Genomic DNA, 21,972 nt, shown 5'->3' with positions numbered 1-21,972 from the left:
ACAATCGGGAATGGTAAACATGGGAATTTCGGGTTGCCGGAATTTTGACGTATTCGAGGAGGGAAAATGGAATGATCGAAATTGAAAAGCCAAAAATTGAAACGGTTGAGATCAGCGATGATGCTACGTTTGGAAAGTTCGTCGTGGAACCACTTGAACGCGGATATGGTACTACTCTAGGGAACTCCTTGCGTCGTATTTTATTATCTTCACTTCCGGGTGCCGCAGTGACGTCCATTCAGATTGATGGCGTACTGCACGAATTCTCAACAATTGAAGGCGTCGTAGAAGATGTTACGTCGATCATTTTGAACATTAAAAAACTTGCGCTTAAAATTTACTCAGATGAGGAAAAAACGCTTGAAATCGATGTTCAAGGTCCAGGAACCGTAACGGCTGCCGACATTACTCACGACAGCGATGTGGAAATTTTAAATCCGGATCTGCATATTGCGACATTAGGTGAAAACGCTAATTTCCGTATGCGCTTGACGGCACAACGCGGCAGAGGGTACAACCGGGCTGATCACAACAAAAAAGAAGATCATCCAATCGGCGTCATTGCGATCGACTCCATCTATACGCCTGTATCACGTGTAAACTTCCAAGTGGAAAACACACGGGTTGGGCAGCTTTCAAACTTTGATAAGTTGTCACTGGACGTTTGGACAGATGGCAGCATCGGACCGAAGGAAGCTATTTCCTTAGGGGCGAAAATCTTAAACGAACATCTTAACATTTTCGTAGGATTAACAGACGAAGCACAGCATGCGGAAATCATGGTAGAAAAAGAAGAAGACCAGAAAGAAAAAGTACTTGAGATGACGATCGAAGAACTTGATCTATCTGTTCGTTCTTACAACTGCTTGAAGCGCGCTGGTATTAATACTGTTCAAGAACTTGCGAACAAGAGCGAAGACGATATGATGAAAGTCCGCAACCTTGGCCGTAAATCTCTTGAAGAAGTAAAGGCGAAGCTGGACGAGCTTGGACTCGGCTTACGAAAAGAAGATTGATTAAATAAACGACATCAATAAAGGAGGGTATCTTCATGGCTTACAGAAAGCTAGGACGTACAAGCGCTCAGCGCAAAGCGATGCTTCGTGATTTGACAACAGACCTTATCATCAGCGAACGCATTGAAACGACTGAAGCACGTGCAAAAGAATTGCGCTCAGTTGTAGAAAAAATGATTACACTCGGTAAACGTGGTGACTTGCATGCCCGCCGTCAGGCTGCAGCATTCCTTCGTCACGAAGTCGCTTCTACGAAAGAAGTAGAGAAAAACGGCAAAACGAAAGAACAGCCAGTTTACGCACTTCAAAAATTGTTTGATGATGTGGCACCACGCTACAATGAGCGTCAAGGTGGCTACACTCGCATTATGAAAGTTGGTCCACGCCGCGGCGATGGCGCACCAATGGTGATTATCGAGCTAGTATAAGCTCCTTAAGACCGCGAAATGGGCAGAACAAAACGAACGTTGCTTTGTTTTGCCCTTTTTTTATATCTTAAGAAAGTGCCGGTTTTTGGAAAGTCCAGTTTCAATTGCCAACGGAGGCCTGCAGTATGCACAGAATACAAGCATGGCGAACCACGAAACCGCATTCTTTGCTTCTGTTCTGCTCTCCGCAGTCACCTCTGCACTTTCGAATGAACAAGCTTAGAGCGTTACGATGGGCGTACCTTCTTACGCTTCACGTGCGTCCCGTCTAGCTCATGCACCCCCTGCCACGCTGCCGTAGCAGCAAGAAGAAATCCATTCTTCGGCTCGGGGTGCGGGCTTTTTTTATTTTTGCCGAAATAAGGAGGTGCCAGCATGAAGGAATCCATTATCTCGATTGACGATGTGTCATTTCAATATCCGGATCAAACTGCTTTTGCTCTTCAGCATGTGTCTTTTCATGTGCAGCGCGGTGAATGGCTGGCGATTGTCGGTCATAATGGTTCAGGGAAATCCACGCTTGCTAAAATGCTGAACGGTCTTCACTATCCGCAGGAAGGAACGGTCACCATCAGCGGACTGGCTCTTTCAGAACAAAATGTGTGGGCGATTCGGAAAAAGCTCGGAATGGTTTTTCAGAATCCAGACAACCAGTTTGTCGGTACCACTGTGCAAGATGATGTGGCTTTTGGGTTAGAAAATAACGGTGTCGAACAAAAGGAAATGAAAGAACGTGTACAGGAAGCGCTCCAAAAAGTCGGCATGACCGCTTTTCTGAATCAAGAGCCACACCATCTTTCAGGCGGTCAAAAACAGCGGGTAGCCATTGCCAGCGTGATTGCGCTGCGGCCGGACATTATCCTGCTTGATGAAGCCACCTCGATGCTTGACCCGGCCGGACGTGATGAAGTGATGAATACGATTCGTGATCTTAAAGAGAAAGAAGGATTAACGGTTATCTCTATTACACATGATTTGGAGGAAGCTGCGAAAGCGGACCGGGTCATTGTGTTGAATGAAAGCAGTGTATATGCAGAAGGGTCTCCACAGGCTATTTTCCAACTGGATCAGGAATTGCTTACATTAGGTCTTGATGTTCCATTTTCAGTCCGGATGAGCCAACTGCTGGCGGATAAAGGAATCACCCTGTCGGAGCGCCATTTTACGGAAGAAGAGCTGGTGAGAGACGTATGGACATTAAATTTCACGGAGTAGAATACCGCTATGCAGCCGGAACGCCGTTTGAGCGGCTCGCGATTACAGATATCACCTTTCATATTCCTTCCGGTGAATACGTAGCAGTAATCGGCCATACCGGCTCTGGGAAATCGACGGTTCTGCAGCATTTAAATGTGCTGCTGCAGCCGCTGCGAGGCAAAATTGAGGTCGGCAGCCGGACGATTGTCGCCGGCCGGAAAGAAAAGAATTTAAAAGACGTCCGCCGCCGCGTCGGTATTGTGTTTCAGTTTCCAGAGCATCAGCTGTTTGAAGAAACGGTAGAAAAGGATATTTGCTTTGGGCCGATGAATTTCGGTGTATCTGAGGAAGAAGCCAGAAAACGGGCTCGTGAAGCGATTCATCTTGTGGGGCTTCCGCCATCTGTGCTGGAGCGCTCTCCTTTTGACCTATCAGGCGGGCAAATGCGCCGGGTAGCCATTGCCGGCGTGCTGGCGATGAAGCCGGATGTGCTCGTATTAGATGAGCCGACAGCAGGGCTGGATCCGCGCGGGCGTCGTGAAATCATGGAGCTGTTTCATTCGTTAAAAAAAGAAAACAGCCTGACCTGCGTGCTCGTGACGCACAGCATGGAAGATGCGGCTCGTTATGCAGACCGGCTGATTGTCATGCATAAAGGCCGTGTTGCGAAAATGGGCACGCCGCGGGAGCTTTTTCGGAATCGGGCCAGCTTAACGGCTCTTGGGCTTGATGTGCCGGAGACGGTTCGGCTGCAGTATATGTTTGAGGAAAAGCTTGGACAGCCGCTTCCTCATCTTTGCTTAACACCTGAAGAACTTGCTCATGAAATAGCCCGTCTTCGAGGTGAGCGCCCATGATGGAAAAAATAATTTTAGGCCGTTACCTGCCGGGCGATTCAGTTGTACACCGGATGGACCCCCGGGCCAAGCTATTATTTATTTTCGGCTTTGTCCTGATTGTGTTTTTAGCCAATAATGTGCTTACGTATGCTTTGCTGAGCTTGTTTACGCTTGTTGTTATCTTGCTGTCAAACGTACGGATTGCTTTTTTAATGGCTGGATTAAAACCGGTTATTTTTCTTATCCTCTTTACCTTTTTGATACATGTGTTTTTTACAAAAGAGGGAGAGGTTTTGGCTCAGCTGGGGTTCTTGAGCATTTATAAAGGCGGGATCATTAAAGGCGCTTTTATTTCCCTGCGCTTTCTCCTGTTGATCTTTGTTACGTCGCTTCTGACACTGACTACACCGCCTATTTCCGTAACAGATGGAATTGAATCACTTTTTGGTCCGTTAAAACGAGTGAAAGTGCCGGTTCATGAGCTGGCACTGATGATCTCGATTTCTCTGCGCTTTATCCCGACGCTGCTGGATGAAACGGACAAAATTATGAAAGCCCAGATGGCCCGGGGCGCTGATTTTACAAGCGGGTCCGTTTCAAGCCGGGTTAAGGCCGTGATTCCGCTTTTGATTCCCCTGTTTGTCAGTGCCTTTAAGCGGGCGGAGGAGCTGGCAGTAGCCATGGAAGCACGTGGCTACCGCGGAGGCGAAGGACGCACCAAATACCGTGTACTCGCGTGGCATCTGCGGGATACAGCTGCGCTGTTTGTTCTAGCAGCGCTGGCAGCTGCCTTAGTCGGGCTGAGAAGCTGATGGAGGAATGAGCGTGAAACGAATTAAATGTAAGTTAATGTATGATGGCTCTCGCTTTTCCGGCTACCAGTCACAGCCGAAGGACCGGACTGTACAGCAGGAAGTGGAGCGCGCACTTTGGAAAATTCATAAAAAGACCCCGATTAAAACTCATGCATCGGGCCGTACGGATGCAGGTGTACATGCAATGGGGCAGATCATTCATTTTGACACACCCATTGAGATGCCGGCAGAGCGCTGGGCCCGTGCTTTAAACGGGGTGCTGCCGGAGGATATATCTGTTAAGCGGGCCGAGGAAGTCCCGGAGACCTTTCATGCCCGTTACTCGGTTACAGGGAAGGAATACCGTTACCGTATTTACCGGACACCATACCGTGATCCGTTTCGTACGGTGCATGCTTATCATTATCCGTATCCGCTTGACGTTGAACGAATGAAGCGAGCGGCTGCACATCTGCTAGGGGAGCATGATTTTACTTCTTTTTGCTCGACGAAAACGGATAAAGAAAATAAAGTGCGGACTGTCACAGATATTTCATTTTTGGAGCAGGGTGACGATCTGGAAATCCGCTTTGCCGGCACCGGCTTTTTATATAACATGGTCCGGATCATGACAGGGACGCTTATAAAGGTCGGAAATGGGCGTCTGGAGCCTGATGAGGTGGCTCATATTCTAGCAGCAAGAGACCGCAATCGTGCCGCTCAGACGGCTCCTGCGGAAGGATTATATCTATGGTCCGTTCATTATGACTAAAACATCTGACGGCTTTTAAAGGGGCGGAAAAAAGCCGTGTTTTAAATTCTTTTCGTGACAACTTCACCAAGTGTTGCATTTTATCTTGACAATGAATAACAAGCGGTATATTATAGCATATGGTATGTTATTTGACCCCACGATAAGCCCCGGAAACTTATTCGTGATATAAATACATGGAACCGTAAAATACAAACAAATCAGGAGGGTAAACAATGCGTACGACTTATATGGCGAAAGCAGGCGAAATCGAGCGTAAATGGTTCGTGATCGATGCTGAAGGCAAAACATTGGGCCGTCTTTCAAGCGAAGTAGCATCTATTTTGCGCGGCAAACATAAACCAACTTTCACACCACATGTTGACACAGGCGATCACGTGATCATCATCAATGCATCTAAAATCGAATTAACAGGTAACAAACTTCAAGGGAAAATCTATTACCGTCACAGCATGTATCCAGGTGGTTTGAAATCAACAACTGCTGGTCAAATGCGTGACAAAAACCCTGAAAGAATGCTTGAGCTTGCAATCAAAGGCATGCTTCCAAAAGGTTCTTTAGGTCGTCAAATGTTCAAGAAACTTCACGTTTACGCTGGAGCAGAACACAAACACGAAGCACAACAACCAGAAGTTTACGAACTTCGCGGATAATTTATTTAACTAAAAGGAGGAAATGACATTGTCACAAGTTCAATACTTAGGCACAGGACGCCGTAAAAGTTCAGTAGCCCGCGTACGTCTAGTACCAGGCGAAGGTAAAATCATCATCAACGGCCGTACTGCTGAAGATTATATTCCATTCGAAGCGCTGCGCACTGTGATCAACCAGCCGCTTGTTGCGACTGAAACAGTAAACAGCTACGATGTACACGTAAATGTAAACGGAGGCGGCTACACAGGACAAGCGGGAGCGATCCGTCACGGTATCGCGCGTGCTCTTCTGCAAGCTGATCCAGAATTCCGTCCAACACTAAAACGTGCTGGCTACCTTACACGTGATGCACGTGCAAAAGAACGTAAAAAATACGGTCTTAAAGGCGCTCGTCGCGCACCTCAGTTCTCAAAACGTTAATTTTTGCGTTTGGAAGACTCTCAGCTTTTTGGCTGGGAGTCTTTTTTATTTATCCAGCTCTCTCTAGCTGGATAAAGCAGTTCTCATAAGGCTTCTGGAACGGCTTAAACAGATCAATCAGTCATCCTTTCCTGATAACGGGAAAGGATTCTTTCATGTGAGCCGGTTTTTCTACATATAGTGGTCGTGACAGGAGGGAAAGCGATGAAAAAGCTTATTTTCGTTCTGATGCTCGCAGCGGCTGCTGCTTTTTTATATCAAGGAGTCAAGCCGGTGTTTAATGATTGGCGTCCTCCGCTTACCGGAATGACGATTATGATTGATCCGGGGCATGGGGGAATGGATGGCGGCGCGGGAAGTGAGCCGGCACTCGAGAAGGACATTGCCCTGTCTGTTTCAGAGAAGCTGAGAGAGTATTTAAATGGACAAGGCGCGGTTGTCCTTATGACGAGAGAAAAAGATAAAGATTTAGCCGGGGCAGAAACAAAAAGCGTCCGTACGCGAAAAACGGAAGATCTGCGCAAAAGAAAGCAGCTGATTAACGAGTCGGGGGCAGACCTGCTTATAAGCGTGCACTTAAATGCGATTCCAGCAGAACAATGGCGGGGAGCGCAGACTTTTTACTCGCCTCATATGCCTCAAAACAAACAGATTGCAACAGCCATCCAAAACGAACTGGTCGGCAACCTGGGCAATACAGACCGGAAGCCGGCAGAGATCGGACATGTTTTTATTTTAAAAGAAGCGGATGTTCCCGGGGCGCTTGTCGAGATCGGCTTTCTATCTAATCCTGCCGAACGCCGGCTTCTCGAAAGTGAAAGCTATCAGGAAAAAACAGCAGCGGCTATTTCCCGGGGCATTTTACGTTACGTAGACGGGAAGTAACCGTTTCCTAACAATCCACAGAGAGTGTGCTATACTAAATAATGAGAATACTACAGTCAAAGGATGGTGCCACTGATGATGACAGAAACACAGGTACGTGATATCGTGAATGCTCTTGAAGACCCTTTTTTACATAAAAAACTATCCGAAACAGGGGGGCTTGAAGAGGTATCCATTAAAGAAGAAAAAAATCATGTCAGTGTTAAAATCGCAATTGCACAAACGGGTACACCGGAACAGCTTCAGCTGCAAATGCGAATTGTGAATGCGTTAAAAGAAGCGGGTGTGGAAACAGTCGGCATCCGATTTAAACAATTATCTGAGGAAAAAATCGCCCAATTTCGCGGAGCAGATGCAGCAGGACAGGATGAAGGCCTTCTGTCTCCAAACAGCGAAACAACCTTCCTGGCGATCGCGAGCGGAAAAGGCGGGGTTGGTAAATCAACTGTATCGGTAAATCTTGCTGTGTCGCTTGCACGCCTTGGAAAAAAAGTTGGTCTTATAGACGCCGATATTTACGGATTTAGTGTGCCGGATATGATGGGAATCACGACACGTCCAGTAGTCCGCGGTCAAAAGATTTATCCGGTTGACCGTTTTGACGTTAAAGTTATTTCGATGGGCTTTTTTGTAGACGATAACGCTCCGGTTATTTGGCGCGGCCCTATGCTTGGCAAAATGCTGAATAACTTTTTCACGGAAGTAGAATGGGGAGATCTCGATTACCTCCTATTGGACCTGCCTCCGGGTACAGGAGATGTAGCGCTTGATGTACATACGATTTTGCCGCGCTGTAAAGAAGTAATTGTTACTACACCGCACCCAACAGCAGCTTTTGTTGCAGCGCGTGCTGGTGCAATGGCACTGCAAACAGATCATGAAGTCGTCGGTGTTATCGAGAACATGGCTTACTTTGAAAGCAAAACAACAGGTGAAAAAGAATACATTTTTGGACGCGGTGGAGGAGACAAGCTCGCTGATGAGCTGCGCACAGAAGTGCTCGGCCGCCTTCCGCTGCAGCAGCCAGACTGGGATGAGAAAGATTTTGCTCCATCTGTTTATGCGGAGGATCATCCGCTTGGCTCGATTTATCTGGATATTGCTAAAAAGCTCGATCAAAAAATTGGATCTAACTAAACGCTTTTGGGCTTCGGCCCAGAAGCTTTTTTTTATGACGGTCAAAAAATGTTCATGGTGCAGGAAGGCATGTCTTGGTACAATCGAAGAAGACGAACATACGGGAGGAATTTTGTGTGGGTATACGAAATTGGATCCGTTTTTTTACACATACGCTGCTCATTGGCGGGGCCGCAACAGGTATCTTAGGTTTTATCATCCGCTGGAATGAATTTGCTCCGCTGTTTGCAAACGGAGAGTGGGGAGAAGTACTGTCGGTTTTAACATGGCTTATTGGAGTCGGCTTTACCTTCAGTGTAATCAGCCAAATGGGGTTTTTTGCATACTTAACAATTCACCAGTTTGGTCTTGGACTGTTCAAGTCTTATTGGGGGGGTATTCAAACAGCGCTTATTGCCGTTGTATTATTTGATCTCGTTTATTTCCGCTTTCAAGCATTCAGCAGCGGAGAAACGATCGGTTCCTACATCTTGCTCGCTGCGATTCTTCTTCTCGTTGGAATTGTGACCGCTTACCAAAAAGCAAGAGGCAGAAACCGGAATGTATTTGTGGCGGCTCTGTTTTTTATGGTCGTTGTGACAACGCTTGAATGGCTTCCTGTTCTGCAGGCAAACGAAGAAAGCTGGTTGTATTTAATGCTTTTTACTCTGCTGCCGTGCAACGCTTTTCAGCTGCTGATGCTCCCTAAGTATAATCAAAAAACCATGAAAGCAGCATAACAAACTGCTTTCATGGTTTTTTAAGGGATATATTCGACTTGTGCCCGGCCGCCAGCCAATTCCGATAAGCTGATGACTTTTTTCTTTGTTAGTAAAAGAGGCAGCCATTTCTTCGTTACACGGAGATCCTCCTGCGGGTTGAGAAGAATAATATCTCCTTCATCAACATGACGCACCAATTCTGAAGGCGGCTGGTCTGCTAAATTCACGCTCCATTGAACAGCTAAATAACCTTGGGCAGCGGGCATGTCCGGTAATTCTCCCGTATCTTCAGCCGCTCGTATAAAGAGAAGGGAGTTCCTTCCGTAGGTGCTTAATATCTTTTGGACAGCGGCAATTTCTTTTTCCACTGCCTGATCGTCTGAAACATCTGTCAGCAGCACTCCAATATCAAAAGCCCGATCGACTAATAATTTTGCGGTTTTTGGATGTTTTTTCAGCCAGGACGATGTGACAAAAAAAGAAGCCGTCACTTTCTGGTCGATGAATATGTTCACAAGCTTGGACGTATTTTTCGAAGTGGAATCTACGTTTACGGTTAAGGCAATGTGCTCGTTGCCTTTATAAATGGCAGCTGGCTGCCCGGCGAATGAAATGGCCGGCTGCTCAGCAGGCGGAGACATGATGACGAAACCCATGGTGACGGAAGAAAGGAAGAGAACAGCCCATTTTAATTGTTTGAGTCGAATAAATAACCAAGGCATCGCGGCTTCAGCCTCCGTTTTAAAGTGATTTGACAAAGTATATGAAAAAAAATAAAAAAAAGAAGAAAAACTATTGACCATTTGATTGTATGCATGGTAAATTAAATCTTGCCCGTTACGAGAAACAAATGTCGAAAAAACATTTTTAAAAAAGTGTTGACACATAACGAGGCGAAATGATATTATATAAAAGTTGCTATTGAGCAACGCATTGAACATTGAAAACTGAACAAAATCAATAAAAACGTCAACGTTTTAAATTTTTATCTTCCACTAAAAACACCCCGTGTTTTAGTGGAAACAAATGAGCAAGTCAAACTTTTTTGGAGAGTTTGATCCTGGCTCAGGACGAACGCTGGCGGCGTGCCTAATACATGCAAGTCGAGCGGACTTGACAGAGCTTGCTCTGTTCAAGTCAGCGGCGGACGGGTGAGTAACACGTGGGTAACCTGCCTGTAAGACTGGGATAACTCCGGGAAACCGGGGCTAATACCGGATAATATCAAGAGCTGCATGGCTCTTGATTGAAAGGCGGCTTCGGCTGTCACTTACAGATGGACCCGCGGCGCATTAGCTAGTTGGTGAGGTAACGGCTCACCAAGGCGACGATGCGTAGCCGACCTGAGAGGGTGATCGGCCACACTGGGACTGAGACACGGCCCAGACTCCTACGGGAGGCAGCAGTAGGGAATCTTCCGCAATGGACGAAAGTCTGACGGAGCAACGCCGCGTGAGTGAAGAAGGTTTTCGGATCGTAAAACTCTGTTGTCAGGGAAGAACAAGTACGGGAGTAACTGCCCGTACCTTGACGGTACCTGGCCAGAAAGCCACGGCTAACTACGTGCCAGCAGCCGCGGTAATACGTAGGTGGCAAGCGTTGTCCGGAATTATTGGGCGTAAAGCGCGCGCAGGCGGCCTTTTAAGTCTGATGTGAAAGCCCACGGCTCAACCGTGGAGGGTCATTGGAAACTGGAAGGCTTGAGTGCAGAAGAGAAGAGCGGAATTCCACGTGTAGCGGTGAAATGCGTAGAGATGTGGAGGAACACCAGTGGCGAAGGCGGCTCTTTGGTCTGTAACTGACGCTGAGGCGCGAAAGCGTGGGGAGCGAACAGGATTAGATACCCTGGTAGTCCACGCCGTAAACGATGAGTGCTAAGTGTTGGGGGGTTTCCGCCCCTCAGTGCTGCAGCTAACGCATTAAGCACTCCGCCTGGGGAGTACGGCCGCAAGGCTGAAACTCAAAGGAATTGACGGGGGCCCGCACAAGCGGTGGAGCATGTGGTTTAATTCGAAGCAACGCGAAGAACCTTACCAGGTCTTGACATCCCGCTGACCGGTCTGGAGACAGATCTTCCCCTTCGGGGGCAGCGGTGACAGGTGGTGCATGGTTGTCGTCAGCTCGTGTCGTGAGATGTTGGGTTAAGTCCCGCAACGAGCGCAACCCTTGATCTTAGTTGCCAGCATTTAGTTGGGCACTCTAAGGTGACTGCCGGTGACAAACCGGAGGAAGGTGGGGATGACGTCAAATCATCATGCCCCTTATGACCTGGGCTACACACGTGCTACAATGGATGGTACAAAGGGCTGCAAGACCGCGAGGTTTAGCCAATCCCATAAAACCATTCTCAGTTCGGATTGTAGGCTGCAACTCGCCTGCATGAAGCTGGAATCGCTAGTAATCGCGGATCAGCATGCCGCGGTGAATACGTTCCCGGGCCTTGTACACACCGCCCGTCACACCACGAGAGTTTGCAACACCCGAAGTCGGTGGGGTAACCCTTACGGGAGCCAGCCGCCGAAGGTGGGGCAGATGATTGGGGTGAAGTCGTAACAAGGTAGCCGTATCGGAAGGTGCGGCTGGATCACCTCCTTTCTAAGGATATTTACGGAAGTGAGAACTTGGTTCTCACAAACGTTTGACGTTTGATTTTGTTCAGTTTTGAAGAGTTCAATCTCTTCTTGTGCCCGCATTTATTTATGCAGGCAGCTGAAACTGTTCTTTGAAAACTGGATAGAAGCAACACATTGTATGACCAAAGCAAAAAACCGAGTAAGATACACCGCCATTTTAGGTTAAGTTAGAAAGGGCGCACGGTGGATGCCTTGGCACTAGGAGCCGAAGAAGGACGGGACTAACACCGATATGCTCCGGGGAGCTGTAAGTAAGCTTTGATCCGGAGATTTCCGAATGGGGAAACCCACCATCCGTAATGGGATGGTACCCCTGCCTGAATACATAGGGCAGGAGGAGGCATACCCGGGGAACTGAAACATCTAAGTACCCGGAGGAAGAGAAAGCAAACGCGATTCCCTGAGTAGCGGCGAGCGAAACGGGACATAGCCCAAACCAAGAAGCTTGCTTCTTGGGGTTGTAGGACACTCTATACGGAGTTACAAAGGAAGAGGATAGGTGAAGCGATCTGGAAAGATCCGCGGTACAAGGTAACAGCCCTGTAGCCGAAATCTTCTTCTCTCTTGAGTGTATCCTGAGTACGGCGGAACACGAGGAATTCCGTCGGAATCCGGGAGGACCATCTCCCAAGGCTAAATACTCCCTAGTGACCGATAGTGAACCAGTACCGTGAGGGAAAGGTGAAAAGCACCCCGGAAGGGGAGTGAAAGAGATCCTGAAACCGTGTGCCTACAAGTAGTTAGAGCCCTTTAACGGGTGATAGCGTGCCTTTTGTAGAATGAACCGGCGAGTTACGATTTCATGCAAGGTTAAGCTGATAAGGCGGAGCCGCAGCGAAAGCGAGTCTGAATAGGGCGCATGAGTATGAGGTCGTAGACCCGAAACCAGGTGATCTACCCATGTCCAGGATGAAGGTGAGGTAACACTCACTGGAGGTCCGAACCCACGCACGTTGAAAAGTGCGGGGATGAGGTGTGGGTAGCGGTGAAATTCCAATCGAACCTGGAGATAGCTGGTTCTCTCCGAAATAGCTTTAGGGCTAGCCTCAAACGAAGAGTACTGGAGGTAGAGCACTGTTTGGACTAGGGGCCCATCCCGGGTTACCGAATTCAGACAAACTCCGAATGCCAGATACTTATGTTTGGGAGTCAGACTGCGAGTGATAAGATCCGTAGTCAAGAGGGAAACAGCCCAGACCACCAGCTAAGGTCCCAAAGTATACGTTAAGTGGAAAAGGATGTGGAGTTGCCCAGACAACCAGGATGTTGGCTTAGAAGCAGCCACCATTTAAAGAGTGCGTAATAGCTCACTGGTCGAGTGACTCTGCGCCGAAAATGTACCGGGGCTAAACGTATCACCGAAGCTGTGGATTGACACCTTATGGTGTCAGTGGTAGGAGAGCGTTCCAGGGGCTGTGAAGCCAGACCGAAAGGACTGGTGGAGCGCCTGGAAGTGAGAATGCCGGTATGAGTAGCGAAAGAAGGGTGAGAATCCCTTCCACCGAATGCCTAAGGTTTCCTGAGGAAGGCTCGTCCTCTCAGGGTTAGTCGGGACCTAAGCCGAGGCCGAAAGGCGTAGGCGATGGATAACAGGTTGATATTCCTGTACCACCAAGCATCGTTTGAGTGATGGGGGGACGCAGGAGGATAGGAGATCACGCAGCTGGATACGCGTGTTTAAGCAGTCAGGCTGGAAATGAGGCAAATCCCGTTTCCATTAAGGCTGAGCTGTGATGACGAGGGAATTTTAGTACCGAAGTCTTCGATTCCACACTGCCAAGAAAAGCCTCTAGCGAGATGTAAGGTGCCCGTACCGCAAACCGACACAGGTAGGCGAGGAGAGAATCCTAAGGTGAGCGAGTGAACTCTCGTTAAGGAACTCGGCAAAATGACCCCGTAACTTCGGGAGAAGGGGTGCTCTGGTAGGGTGCAAGCCCGAGAGAGCCGCAGTGAATAGGCCCAGGCGACTGTTTAGCAAAAACACAGGTCTCTGCAAAGCCGCAAGGCGACGTATAGGGGCTGACGCCTGCCCGGTGCTGGAAGGTTAAGAGGAGGGCTTAGCGCAAGCGAAGGTCTGAATTGAAGCCCCAGTAAACGGCGGCCGTAACTATAACGGTCCTAAGGTAGCGAAATTCCTTGTCGGGTAAGTTCCGACCCGCACGAAAGGCGCAACGATCTGGGCACTGTCTCAACGAGAGACTCGGTGAAATTATAGTACCTGTGAAGATGCAGGTTACCCGCGACAGGACGGAAAGACCCCGTGGAGCTTTACTGCAGCCTGATATTGAATTTTGGCACAGTCTGCACAGGATAGGCAGGAGCCTTGGAAGCCGGAGCGCCAGCTTCGGTGGAGGCGCTGGTGGGATACTGCCCTGACTGTGTTGAAATTCTAACCCGCACCCGTGATCCGGGTGGGAGACAGTGTCAGGCGGGCAGTTTGACTGGGGCGGTCGCCTCCTAAAATGTAACGGAGGCGCCCAAAGGTTCCCTCAGAATGGTTGGAAATCATTCGCAGAGTGTAAAGGCACAAGGGAGCTTGACTGCGAGACCTACAAGTCGAGCAGGGACGAAAGTCGGGCTTAGTGATCCGGTGGTTCCGCATGGAAGGGCCATCGCTCAACGGATAAAAGCTACCCCGGGGATAACAGGCTTATCTCCCCCAAGAGTCCACATCGACGGGGAGGTTTGGCACCTCGATGTCGGCTCATCGCATCCTGGGGCTGTAGTCGGTCCCAAGGGTTGGGCTGTTCGCCCATTAAAGCGGTACGCGAGCTGGGTTCAGAACGTCGTGAGACAGTTCGGTCCCTATCCGTCGCGGGCGCAGGAAATTTGAGAGGAGCTGTCCTTAGTACGAGAGGACCGGGATGGACACACCGCTGGTGTACCAGTTGTCTCGCCAGAGGCATCGCTGGGTAGCTATGTGTGGACGGGATAAGTGCTGAAAGCATCTAAGCATGAAGCCCCCCTCAAGATGAGATTTCCCATTACGCAAGTAAGTAAGATCCCTTGAAGATGACGAGGTAGATAGGTTCGAGGTGGAAGTGCGGCGACGCATGGAGCTGACGAATACTAATCGATCGAGGACTTAATCAATGTACACTTGGCGTGTAACCGAAAGGTTTTTGCCCATACAATAACGCTTCTATCCAGTTTTGAAAGAACACTTCTTTCAAACTTCATAGTCAGGTGGCAATAGCGAAGAGGTCACACCCGTTCCCATCCCGAACACGGCCGTTAAGCTCTTCAGCGCCGATGGTAGTTGGGGGTTTCCCCCTGTGAGAGCAGGACGCTGCCTGGCATAATTTTATATCATTCCGCAGTAGCTCAGTGGTAGAGCAATCGGCTGTTAACCGATCGGTCGCAAGTTCGAGTCTTGCCTGCGGAGCCATTGCTTTATTGCTTTGCTTCCATAGCTCAGCAGGTAGAGTGCTTCCATGGTAAGGAAGAGGTCACCGGTTCGAGCCCGGTTGGAAGCTTACTTTTGTAAGCCGCTTATAAAGTTTAATAGATAGGCCCCTTGGTCAAGCGGTTAAGACACCGCCCTTTCACGGCGGTAACACGGGTTCGAATCCCGTAGGGGTCACCATTTTTGGAGGATTAGCTCAGCTGGGAGAGCATCTGCCTTACAAGCAGAGGGTCGGCGGTTCGATCCCGTCATCCTCCACCATTTATGCCGGTGTAGCTCAATTGGTAGAGCAACTGACTTGTAATCAGTAGGTTGGGGGTTCAAGTCCTCTTGCCGGCACCACTTCTTAATTAAATAATACGGAGGGGTAGCGAAGTGGCTAAACGCGGCGGACTGTAAATCCGCTCCTTCGGGTTCGGCAGTTCGAATCTGCCCCCCTCCACCATTTTCCTAAAGGAACATATACAAACATGTTCTTTTTCTTCTTTTTTGGGGTATACTACATAACAGATAACATCAATGGGCTATAGCCAAGCGGTAAGGCAACGGACTTTGACTCCGTCACGCGAAGGTTCGAATCCTTCTAGCCCAGCCATTTTGAGCCATTAGCTCAGTCGGTAGAGCATCTGACTTTTAATCAGAGGGTCGAAGGTTCGAGTCCTTCATGGCTCATTTTAGGAAAAAAGGCATTTCATGTATATACATGAAATGCCTTTTTTCATCTATTTTTTCGTTTTTCGACAAAAAAACTGCTATAATTAGAAATAAAAGGGAGCAACATCTAAAAAAAAGAGGTTGCTTTTTTATTTACGGATGGACCATTCATTTAAAAGTCGATCCAGCTTTTGACTGATTTCAATGACTTTTTGATCATTAAAAGATGTCAGCATGGCCTGGGAGATCATTTCAGAACGGTACTGCTCAATCGTTGTTTCGAGTTGAATGGACTGCAACAGATGATACCCCCTATCCATAAATAAATTATACATACAAAAGAATTACCCACTTAATGGAATTGTAAACCTGAAAAAAATAATTTTTATTTCTTTGAAACCTTTATGTACGTGCATCCGTATAAACACATACCGCGAGGGCGGAGGGAGAGAAAATGGATTTAATTGTACAAAGACGAATTAAACAAGTTGTAAAAGGAGACCAAAATGCATTTGGAGAAATTGTCGAGCTTTATAAGGACAAAGTATACCAAATCTGTTTTCGGATGCTCTGGGACCGCCATGAGGCAGAGGATGCGGCACAAGAAACTTTTTTGAAAGCTTTTTTGAACATTCATACGTATAATCAAAACAAAAAGTTTTCAACATGGCTGTATCGAATTGCCACCAATTTATGTATTGATAAAATCCGTAAAAAGAAGCCGGATTATCATTTAGATGCAGAAATTGCCGGAACAGAAGGATTAAATATGTACTCACATTTGGCCTCAGGCGATCAGCTTCCGGAAGATGAAGTCGAGAGCCTTGAATTGCAGGCATCGATTCATAAGGCGATTTTATTGCTTCCAGAGAAGTATCGTTCCGTTGTTGTGTTGAAATATATTGAAGAACTGCCGCTGCAGGAAATAGCAGATATATTAGAACTGCCCCTTGGAACGGTAAAAACACGTGTACACAGGGGACGTGAAGCCCTGCGAAAGCATTTGCGGCATTTGTGAGAAAGGGTGCGATGAACGATGACATCTTGTCCGAAACGGATTGTTCATTATATGCATGAGTATCTGGATGGGGATATTCAAGAAGAAGCAAAAAAAGAGTTAAAAGATCATATAGAAATGTGTAAGGACTGCAGACAGCATTTTGCTGAATTAAAGAAAACCATTGCACTTGTTCAAAGTGCTTCCCATATAGCAGCGCCGGCAGGCTTTACGGGCCGTGTAATGGCGCTGCTTCCGCGAGAAGGGAAAAAGGTCGGGATAGAGCGATGGTTTAAAAACCATCCGTTTTTAACGGCAGCAGCGTTGTTTCTGCTGTTAATGAGCGGGGGCTTTGCTTCTTTTTTCAGTCAGGAAGACAATCAGTTTGCTTTTACGAAAAATAGTGCGCTAAAAGTAGAAAATGAGACCGTCATTGTACCGGCCGGAACCGTTGTTGAAGAAGATATTGTCGTGAAAAACGGCGACATTCGAATCGAAGGCTCTGTCGATGGAAATGTCACTGTGATCAATGGAGACCGCTTTATGGCATCTGCTGGAAATGTTACAGGAGATATTGAAGAGATAGATGCATTGTTTGGTCGAATTTGGTATGAGATAAAAATGGTGTTTCAATAAGAAGCTGACGGTAATCGTCTGCTTCTTTTTCGCTTGTATGTTATAATGGACAAGTTAAGTAAGAGAGTGATTTCTTCACGGCTCCGTAATTCCAACCTGGAGGATCTAGTATGCCGTTTACGACTTATTTTCAAGATTATACGTTTATTGATTATTTATCGAATACGATTGATATACTGCTTGTTTGGTATGTGATATATAAGCTGCTTATGGTCATTAGAGGGACAAAAGCTGTCCAGTTGTTAAAAGGGATTTTTGTTATTGTCATTATACGCGCCATAGCAGGTTTTGCCGGCCTTGATACATTAAGCTGGATTATGCAGCAGGCGCTCACCTGGGGCTTCCTGGCTGTGATCATCATTTTCCAGCCGGAAGTAAGGCGTGCATTGGAGCAGCTGGGACGCGGGCGCATTTTTTCCCGCAGTGCCATACAGGAAGACGAGGAACAGCGTAAAATTATTGACGCGCTCGTTAAGTCGATCCGTTACATGGGGAAGCGCCGGATTGGTGCACTTATTTCCATTGAAAAAGAAACAGGCCTGAACGACTATATTGAAACGGGCATTCCGATGCAATCCGTTATTACATCAGAGCTGCTGATTAATATATTCATTCCCAATACGCCGCTGCATGACGGAGCTGTTATTATTCAAAAAGACCAGATTGCCGCTGCCGCCTGCTATCTACCCTTATCGGAAAACCCGTTTATTTCAAAAGAGCTGGGCACACGGCACCGGGCAGCGCTTGGTATTAGTGAGGTCACAGACAGCTTGACGATTATCGTATCGGAGGAAACAGGCGCTATTTCTGTAACCCGAAACGGTGATTTGTACCGTGATTTAACGGAAGAGGAATTTCGGGACATTTTAGAGCATCAGCTGTTGACTGGCATCAACAAAAATGAGTCTTCCAACCGCTGGATGTGGAAGGGGCGCAGAAACAATGGATAATTTCGTGGAAAGCAAATGGTTTGTACGCATTGTGGCTTTCTTACTGGCTTTTTTGCTTTACATGACAGTGAATTTTGGTGATTTTGAATCAGTTAAGCAGGCGGGAAGCGGCGCACTTGATACAACCGAGGTATTGACGAACGTACCGTTGAAGACATATTATGATACAGAAAATTTATATGTGTCTGGTGTACCGGAACAGGTGAGGGTGGAGATCTCCGGTCCGAAGAGTATCATCGAATCAACAAAGCGTCTGCGTGATTTCGAGGTGAACCTCGACTTAACGGATTACGAGATTGGAAAGCACCGGGTAGCTATTACGCACAAAAACTTCTCTGACAAGCTGGATGTGTCGATTCAGCCCGCTACGGTTGATGTAAACATAGAAGAGAAAGTAACCACTACGAAAACCGTCACTCCCGAATTTAATGATTCTGCGCTTGCAGAAGGCTATCAGGTCGACAACGTAACGGTTGCCCCAAGAGAAGTAAAAGTAACAGGGTCTGAGTCGGATATTGAGAAGATTGCATTTGTCCGCACAGCCCTGACCGGTGAAGACGAAATCGATGAGGAAACGACCGCAACCGCAGCGGTACAGGTACTCGATGGAAATTTAAACAAGCTTGATGTAAAAGTTGAGCCTGAAACGGTCCAAGTGTCGATCGCGGTAAAAAATCCAAGTAAAAAGGTGCCGCTCAATCCGGTAGCAAAAGGCACGCCGGCCGATAACGTGAAGATTTCTTCACTCCAGCCGGATGTAGATGAAATCACGATTTACGGAAAAGAATCAGCGCTGCAGGAGTTAAAGGAATTTTCTCTTCCAGTTGATGTAAGCGGGATAACAAAGGATACAACGCTTACCGTGCCGGTGAACTTGGGAGAACAGTTTAATTTCTCATCACCGCAGGAAGTAAAAGTGAAAGTCACAGTGGAAAAATCAACGGAAAAATCTTCATAAAGCCGTTTTGATAAAAGGAGAGAAACAATAGATGGGTAAGTATTTTGGTACAGATGGCGTCAGAGGCGTGGCAAATACAGAACTGACACCGGAACTTGCGTTTAAGCTGGGCCGGTTTGGCGGATATGTGTTAACGAAAGATGCGGAGCGTCCAAAAGTATTGATTGGACGGGATACCCGCATTTCAGGTCCAATGCTTGAAGGAGCACTTGTAGCAGGACTTCTTTCTATTGGAGCGGAAGTTATGCGCCTTGGCGTCATCTCCACACCAGGAGTTGCGTATTTAACAAAAGCCATGGATGCGCAGGCAGGTGTCATGATCTCAGCCTCACACAATCCTGTTCAGGACAACGGTATTAAATTTTTTGGTTCTGACGGTTTTAAGCTTTCTGATGAGCAGGAAGCAGAAATCGAAGCACTTTTAGATCAGGCAGAGGATACACTGCCGCGTCCGGCAGGAGCAGATCTTGGCTCAGTGAGTGATTACTTCGAAGGCGGCCAAAAGTACATCCAGTACTTGAAGCAGTCTGTTGAAGAAGATTTTGACGGCATTCACGTGGCACTTGATTGTGCACACGGCGCGACCTCTTCACTTGCTGCTCACTTGTTTGCCGATCTTGAAGCGGATATTTCGACAATGGGCGCTGCGCCAAATGGCTTAAATATCAACGACGGTGTTGGATCAACCCATCCAGAAAAGCTTGCACAATTCGTTAAAGAAAAAGAGGCGGATATCGGCCTTGCCTTTGATGGTGACGGTGACCGCTTGATTGCAGTCGACGAAAACGGCAGCATCGTGGATGGCGACCAAATTATGTTTATTTGTGCACGCTATATGAAAGAGCAGGGGCGCTTAAACAACAATACGATTGTTTCAACCGTTATGAGTAACCTGGGCTTTTACAAAGGCATCGCCGAGCACAGCATTCAAAGCGAACAAACGGCTGTCGGTGATCGATACGTAGTAGAAGCAATGAAAAAGTACAATTATAATCTTGGCGGCGAACAGTCCGGCCATATTATTTTCCTTGATTACAATACGACAGGTGACGGCCTGCTCAGTGGCCTACAGATTGTCAACATTATGAAAGCAACAAAAAAATCGCTGTCTGAACTTGCGGCAGAGATGAGAAAATTCCCGCAGACGCTTGTCAATGTGCGTGTAACAGATAAGCATCATGTGACAGAAAATGAAAAAGTCAAAGCAGAAATCGAACGTGTGGAAGCAGAAATGGCCGGTAATGGCCGAGTTCTTGTTCGCCCATCCGGTACAGAGCCTCTCGTGCGCGTGATGGTGGAAGCGGCGACAGAAGAGCAATGCCGTTCATACACAGACCGCATTGCAAAAATCGTTGACGAAGAAATGGGTCTTCGCGTATAAGAAAAGGAAGTCTGGACGCTGGTGGAATACTGGCAGGCCGGGCTTCTTTTTTTGTTTGCCCCGCCCTTTCAAATCATAATGGTTGAAATGAAGAATCATCTGCACAATAATAGTCAGAAAGCGTTCACATAAAAGGAGGCAGCTTGAAGAGTGGAAGAATACATAGAAAAGAAACAGCCCATTGTCGGGCGCGGCGATCATGCGTACTTTTTAGCAGCTGTATTTTGTTTTTGGCTGGCTACGTACATTTATGCACCCGTTTTTGGTGTATACCTTCAGGAAATCGGCTTTCGCTTTTCGGCTATTGGCATCATTTTAGGCGCTTACGGTATTACGCAGGTTTTGCTTCGTTTCCCGCTCGGCATCTTGTCGGACTTTCTGCAGAAAATCCGCAAGCATTTATTTGTGGGCGGCTTTATCGCAGCGCTTCTCAGCACCCTTATGCTTATTTTCTTTGATTCATTCGCGATGGTGCTGACGGCACGTCTTTTAGGAGGCGTAACCGCATCAATGTGGGTGATGGCGACGGTGCTTTACTCGCACTATTTCAGCGCCGGCCGTGCTTCCAAGGCGATGGGCATCATGCAGTTTGTCACAGTAGCCACACAGTTTTTTAGTATGGCCGTCAGCGGCTGGCTTGTTCATCAGTTCGGCTGGACTTTCCCTTTTTGGGCGGGGGCTGCTGCTGCTATTTTAGGTGCTTTTTTCGCGTGGAGAATTAAAGAGATACAGCCATCAGAGGAACCTGCTGTCCACAGAAATGCAGCGATTCATATAAAAGAAACGATCCGGCTGCCGCATCTGAAAGGGCTGACGTTTCTGTCCATGATCGCACATGCAGCTTTGTTTATTACGATCTTTGGCTTCAGTCCTATTTACGCGGCTGCACTTGGCGTGGAGGAGCAGTCTTTTATTTGGCTGACATGTGCTTTTTTCATTCCGCATGCGGCTGCTTCGCTCAGTCTCGTGTTTTATCGTCTTGATCCGCGCTGGAACAAACCCGTACTTACGATCTGCTTCATTCTTACTGCGTTTTTTTTATTTGCCGTTCCATTTACGCATACACTTGCATCTCTTAGTAGTGTGCACATATTTATTGGGCTGGCACTTGGCTTTATTTTTCCTCTTTTACTCAGCGAAGTGGTTCTAGCCAGCCCGCCGGCATTTAAAATGTCCGCCATGGGCTTTTTTCAGTCTTTTTATGCGCTTGGCATTTTTCTCGGTCCGCTTGCAGCCGGTATGATAGCAGATCAAATGGGCCTAGGTGCAGTCTTTATGACTACTGGCTTTCTGTGCGTGGCTGCTGCTATTTTTGTCCTGCTGTCTGCAAGCAGAAGAAAGTCAGTTTTTGATTGACGAAGGGATGAAAACACGGTATGATTATCGTGTTTTTATTCCTAAAAAGAAAGGAGCTATAGAACGACTGTTTTACCTCAAAGCGCCTGAACTGAGCGGGACGACCATACGTTCAGTTGACGAGGAGGAGGTTTATCGATGTTTCGGCGGATACCTCC

19 protein-coding genes, 8 tRNA genes and 3 rRNA genes are annotated in these 21,972 nt (G+C 47.5%); 28 read left to right on the top strand and 2 right to left on the bottom strand.

Annotated features, from left to right (window positions below):
- Nucleotides 1-71: 71 nt before the first annotated feature.
- The 11 genes from RRU94_RS25320 to RRU94_RS25270 all read left to right on the top strand — a co-directional run bounded on the left by RRU94_RS25320 (nucleotide 72) and on the right by RRU94_RS25270 (nucleotide 8,861).
- Complete coding sequence (locus RRU94_RS25320) at nucleotides 72-1,016, top strand: DNA-directed RNA polymerase subunit alpha (RefSeq protein ID WP_242236747.1); 945 nt, start codon at nucleotides 72-74, stop codon at nucleotides 1,014-1,016.
- A gap of 35 nt (nucleotides 1,017-1,051) precedes the next feature.
- Nucleotides 1,052-1,444: a 50S ribosomal protein L17 gene (rplQ, locus tag RRU94_RS25315; protein ID WP_242236744.1), complete on the top strand. Its 393-nt coding sequence runs from the start codon at nucleotides 1,052-1,054 to the stop codon at nucleotides 1,442-1,444.
- Nucleotides 1,445-1,819: 375 nt separating this feature from the next.
- The gene (locus RRU94_RS25310) at nucleotides 1,820-2,659 is read left to right on the top strand and encodes an energy-coupling factor ABC transporter ATP-binding protein (protein WP_315693588.1); all 840 of its coding nucleotides are present in this window, start codon (nucleotides 1,820-1,822) and stop codon (nucleotides 2,657-2,659) included.
- A complete protein-coding gene (locus RRU94_RS25305) occupies nucleotides 2,635-3,498 on the top strand; it encodes an energy-coupling factor ABC transporter ATP-binding protein (RefSeq protein ID WP_315693587.1) in 864 nt (287 codons plus the stop codon). The genes RRU94_RS25310 and RRU94_RS25305 overlap by 25 nt, the downstream gene beginning before the upstream one ends.
- Nucleotides 3,495-4,292 (top strand): energy-coupling factor transporter transmembrane component T family protein, encoded by a 798-nt coding sequence (locus tag RRU94_RS25300; RefSeq protein WP_315693586.1) that lies wholly within the window; start codon nucleotides 3,495-3,497, stop codon nucleotides 4,290-4,292. The genes RRU94_RS25305 and RRU94_RS25300 overlap by 4 nt, the downstream gene beginning before the upstream one ends.
- Before the next feature lie 13 nt (nucleotides 4,293-4,305).
- The gene (truA, locus tag RRU94_RS25295; RefSeq protein ID WP_315693585.1) at nucleotides 4,306-5,046 is read left to right on the top strand and encodes a tRNA pseudouridine(38-40) synthase TruA; all 741 of its coding nucleotides are present in this window, start codon (nucleotides 4,306-4,308) and stop codon (nucleotides 5,044-5,046) included.
- Between the two features lie 215 nt (nucleotides 5,047-5,261).
- Nucleotides 5,262-5,699 carry a 50S ribosomal protein L13 gene (gene rplM / locus RRU94_RS25290; RefSeq protein WP_315693583.1) on the top strand — a complete coding sequence of 146 codons (438 nt, stop codon included), beginning with the start codon at nucleotides 5,262-5,264 and terminating at the stop codon, nucleotides 5,697-5,699.
- A gap of 28 nt (nucleotides 5,700-5,727) precedes the next feature.
- Nucleotides 5,728-6,120 (top strand): 30S ribosomal protein S9, encoded by a 393-nt coding sequence (rpsI, locus tag RRU94_RS25285; RefSeq protein ID WP_045851882.1) that lies wholly within the window; start codon nucleotides 5,728-5,730, stop codon nucleotides 6,118-6,120.
- Nucleotides 6,121-6,348: 228 nt separating this feature from the next.
- A complete protein-coding gene (gene cwlD, locus RRU94_RS25280) occupies nucleotides 6,349-7,005 on the top strand; it encodes an N-acetylmuramoyl-L-alanine amidase CwlD (protein ID WP_410493066.1) in 657 nt (218 codons plus the stop codon).
- Between the two features lie 75 nt (nucleotides 7,006-7,080).
- A complete protein-coding gene (locus RRU94_RS25275) occupies nucleotides 7,081-8,142 on the top strand; it encodes a P-loop NTPase (protein ID WP_315693580.1) in 1,062 nt (353 codons plus the stop codon).
- 116 nt (nucleotides 8,143-8,258) lie between these two features.
- A complete protein-coding gene (locus RRU94_RS25270) occupies nucleotides 8,259-8,861 on the top strand; it encodes a KinB-signaling pathway activation protein (RefSeq protein WP_315693579.1) in 603 nt (200 codons plus the stop codon).
- 20 nt (nucleotides 8,862-8,881) lie between these two features.
- On the opposite strand, the gene RRU94_RS25265 is transcribed toward RRU94_RS25270, so the two are convergent.
- Nucleotides 8,882-9,565 carry a polysaccharide deacetylase family protein gene (locus tag RRU94_RS25265; RefSeq protein ID WP_315693578.1) on the bottom strand — a complete coding sequence of 228 codons (684 nt, stop codon included), beginning with the start codon at nucleotides 9,563-9,565 and terminating at the stop codon, nucleotides 8,882-8,884.
- A gap of 320 nt (nucleotides 9,566-9,885) precedes the next feature.
- Between RRU94_RS25265 and RRU94_RS25260 the strand changes: the two genes are divergently transcribed.
- The 11 genes from RRU94_RS25260 to RRU94_RS25210 all read left to right on the top strand — a co-directional run bounded on the left by RRU94_RS25260 (nucleotide 9,886) and on the right by RRU94_RS25210 (nucleotide 15,554).
- Nucleotides 9,886-11,438 (top strand): 16S ribosomal RNA (locus RRU94_RS25260).
- Nucleotides 11,439-11,636: 198 nt separating this feature from the next.
- A 23S ribosomal RNA gene (locus tag RRU94_RS25255) occupies nucleotides 11,637-14,569 on the top strand.
- 89 nt (nucleotides 14,570-14,658) lie between these two features.
- A 5S ribosomal RNA gene (gene rrf, locus RRU94_RS25250) occupies nucleotides 14,659-14,774 on the top strand.
- The 16S, 23S and 5S rRNA genes sit together here with 8 tRNA genes alongside, the layout of an rRNA operon.
- Before the next feature lie 15 nt (nucleotides 14,775-14,789).
- Nucleotides 14,790-14,864 (top strand) — tRNA-Asn (locus RRU94_RS25245).
- Between the two features lie 15 nt (nucleotides 14,865-14,879).
- Nucleotides 14,880-14,952, top strand: a tRNA-Thr gene (locus tag RRU94_RS25240).
- 35 nt (nucleotides 14,953-14,987) lie between these two features.
- Nucleotides 14,988-15,062, top strand: a tRNA-Glu gene (locus RRU94_RS25235).
- A 5-nt stretch (nucleotides 15,063-15,067) separates the two neighbouring features.
- Nucleotides 15,068-15,143: transfer RNA gene (locus tag RRU94_RS25230), tRNA-Val, on the top strand.
- A 5-nt stretch (nucleotides 15,144-15,148) separates the two neighbouring features.
- Nucleotides 15,149-15,224: transfer RNA gene (locus RRU94_RS25225), tRNA-Thr, on the top strand.
- 19 nt (nucleotides 15,225-15,243) lie between these two features.
- Nucleotides 15,244-15,327: transfer RNA gene (locus RRU94_RS25220), tRNA-Tyr, on the top strand.
- A 75-nt stretch (nucleotides 15,328-15,402) separates the two neighbouring features.
- Nucleotides 15,403-15,477 (top strand) — tRNA-Gln (locus RRU94_RS25215).
- A 4-nt stretch (nucleotides 15,478-15,481) separates the two neighbouring features.
- Nucleotides 15,482-15,554, top strand: a tRNA-Lys gene (locus RRU94_RS25210).
- A gap of 131 nt (nucleotides 15,555-15,685) precedes the next feature.
- Here RRU94_RS25210 and RRU94_RS25205 read toward each other — a convergent pair.
- A complete protein-coding gene (locus RRU94_RS25205; RefSeq protein ID WP_251272517.1) occupies nucleotides 15,686-15,835 on the bottom strand; it encodes an aspartyl-phosphate phosphatase Spo0E family protein in 150 nt (49 codons plus the stop codon).
- A 155-nt stretch (nucleotides 15,836-15,990) separates the two neighbouring features.
- On the opposite strand from RRU94_RS25205, the gene sigW reads away from it, so the two are divergent.
- The 6 genes from sigW to RRU94_RS25175 all read left to right on the top strand — a co-directional run bounded on the left by sigW (nucleotide 15,991) and on the right by RRU94_RS25175 (nucleotide 21,814).
- Entirely contained in the window at nucleotides 15,991-16,554 is a 564-nt protein-coding gene (gene sigW / locus RRU94_RS25200) for an RNA polymerase sigma factor SigW (RefSeq protein WP_242235058.1), read from the top strand.
- An 18-nt stretch (nucleotides 16,555-16,572) separates the two neighbouring features.
- Nucleotides 16,573-17,169: a zf-HC2 domain-containing protein gene (locus RRU94_RS25195; protein ID WP_315693577.1), complete on the top strand. Its 597-nt coding sequence runs from the start codon at nucleotides 16,573-16,575 to the stop codon at nucleotides 17,167-17,169.
- 110 nt (nucleotides 17,170-17,279) lie between these two features.
- A complete protein-coding gene (gene cdaA, locus RRU94_RS25190; RefSeq protein WP_242235069.1) occupies nucleotides 17,280-18,119 on the top strand; it encodes a diadenylate cyclase CdaA in 840 nt (279 codons plus the stop codon).
- Nucleotides 18,112-19,077, top strand: coding sequence for a CdaR family protein (locus tag RRU94_RS25185; protein WP_315693575.1), 966 nt, complete (start codon nucleotides 18,112-18,114; stop codon nucleotides 19,075-19,077). The genes cdaA and RRU94_RS25185 overlap by 8 nt, the downstream gene beginning before the upstream one ends.
- Nucleotides 19,078-19,108: 31 nt before the next feature.
- Complete coding sequence (glmM, locus tag RRU94_RS25180) at nucleotides 19,109-20,458, top strand: phosphoglucosamine mutase (RefSeq protein WP_315693574.1); 1,350 nt, start codon at nucleotides 19,109-19,111, stop codon at nucleotides 20,456-20,458.
- Between the two features lie 150 nt (nucleotides 20,459-20,608).
- Nucleotides 20,609-21,814 carry an MFS transporter gene (locus RRU94_RS25175; RefSeq protein ID WP_315693573.1) on the top strand — a complete coding sequence of 402 codons (1,206 nt, stop codon included), beginning with the start codon at nucleotides 20,609-20,611 and terminating at the stop codon, nucleotides 21,812-21,814.
- Nucleotides 21,815-21,972 lie beyond the last annotated feature (158 nt).

This window comes from Domibacillus sp. DTU_2020_1001157_1_SI_ALB_TIR_016 (genome assembly GCF_032341995.1).
Taxonomy (GTDB): domain Bacteria; phylum Bacillota; class Bacilli; order Bacillales; family Domibacillaceae; genus Domibacillus; species Domibacillus indicus_A.
The sequence above is the reverse complement of the archived record's forward strand: the minus strand, read 5'-3'. Positions and strand labels throughout refer to the sequence as shown.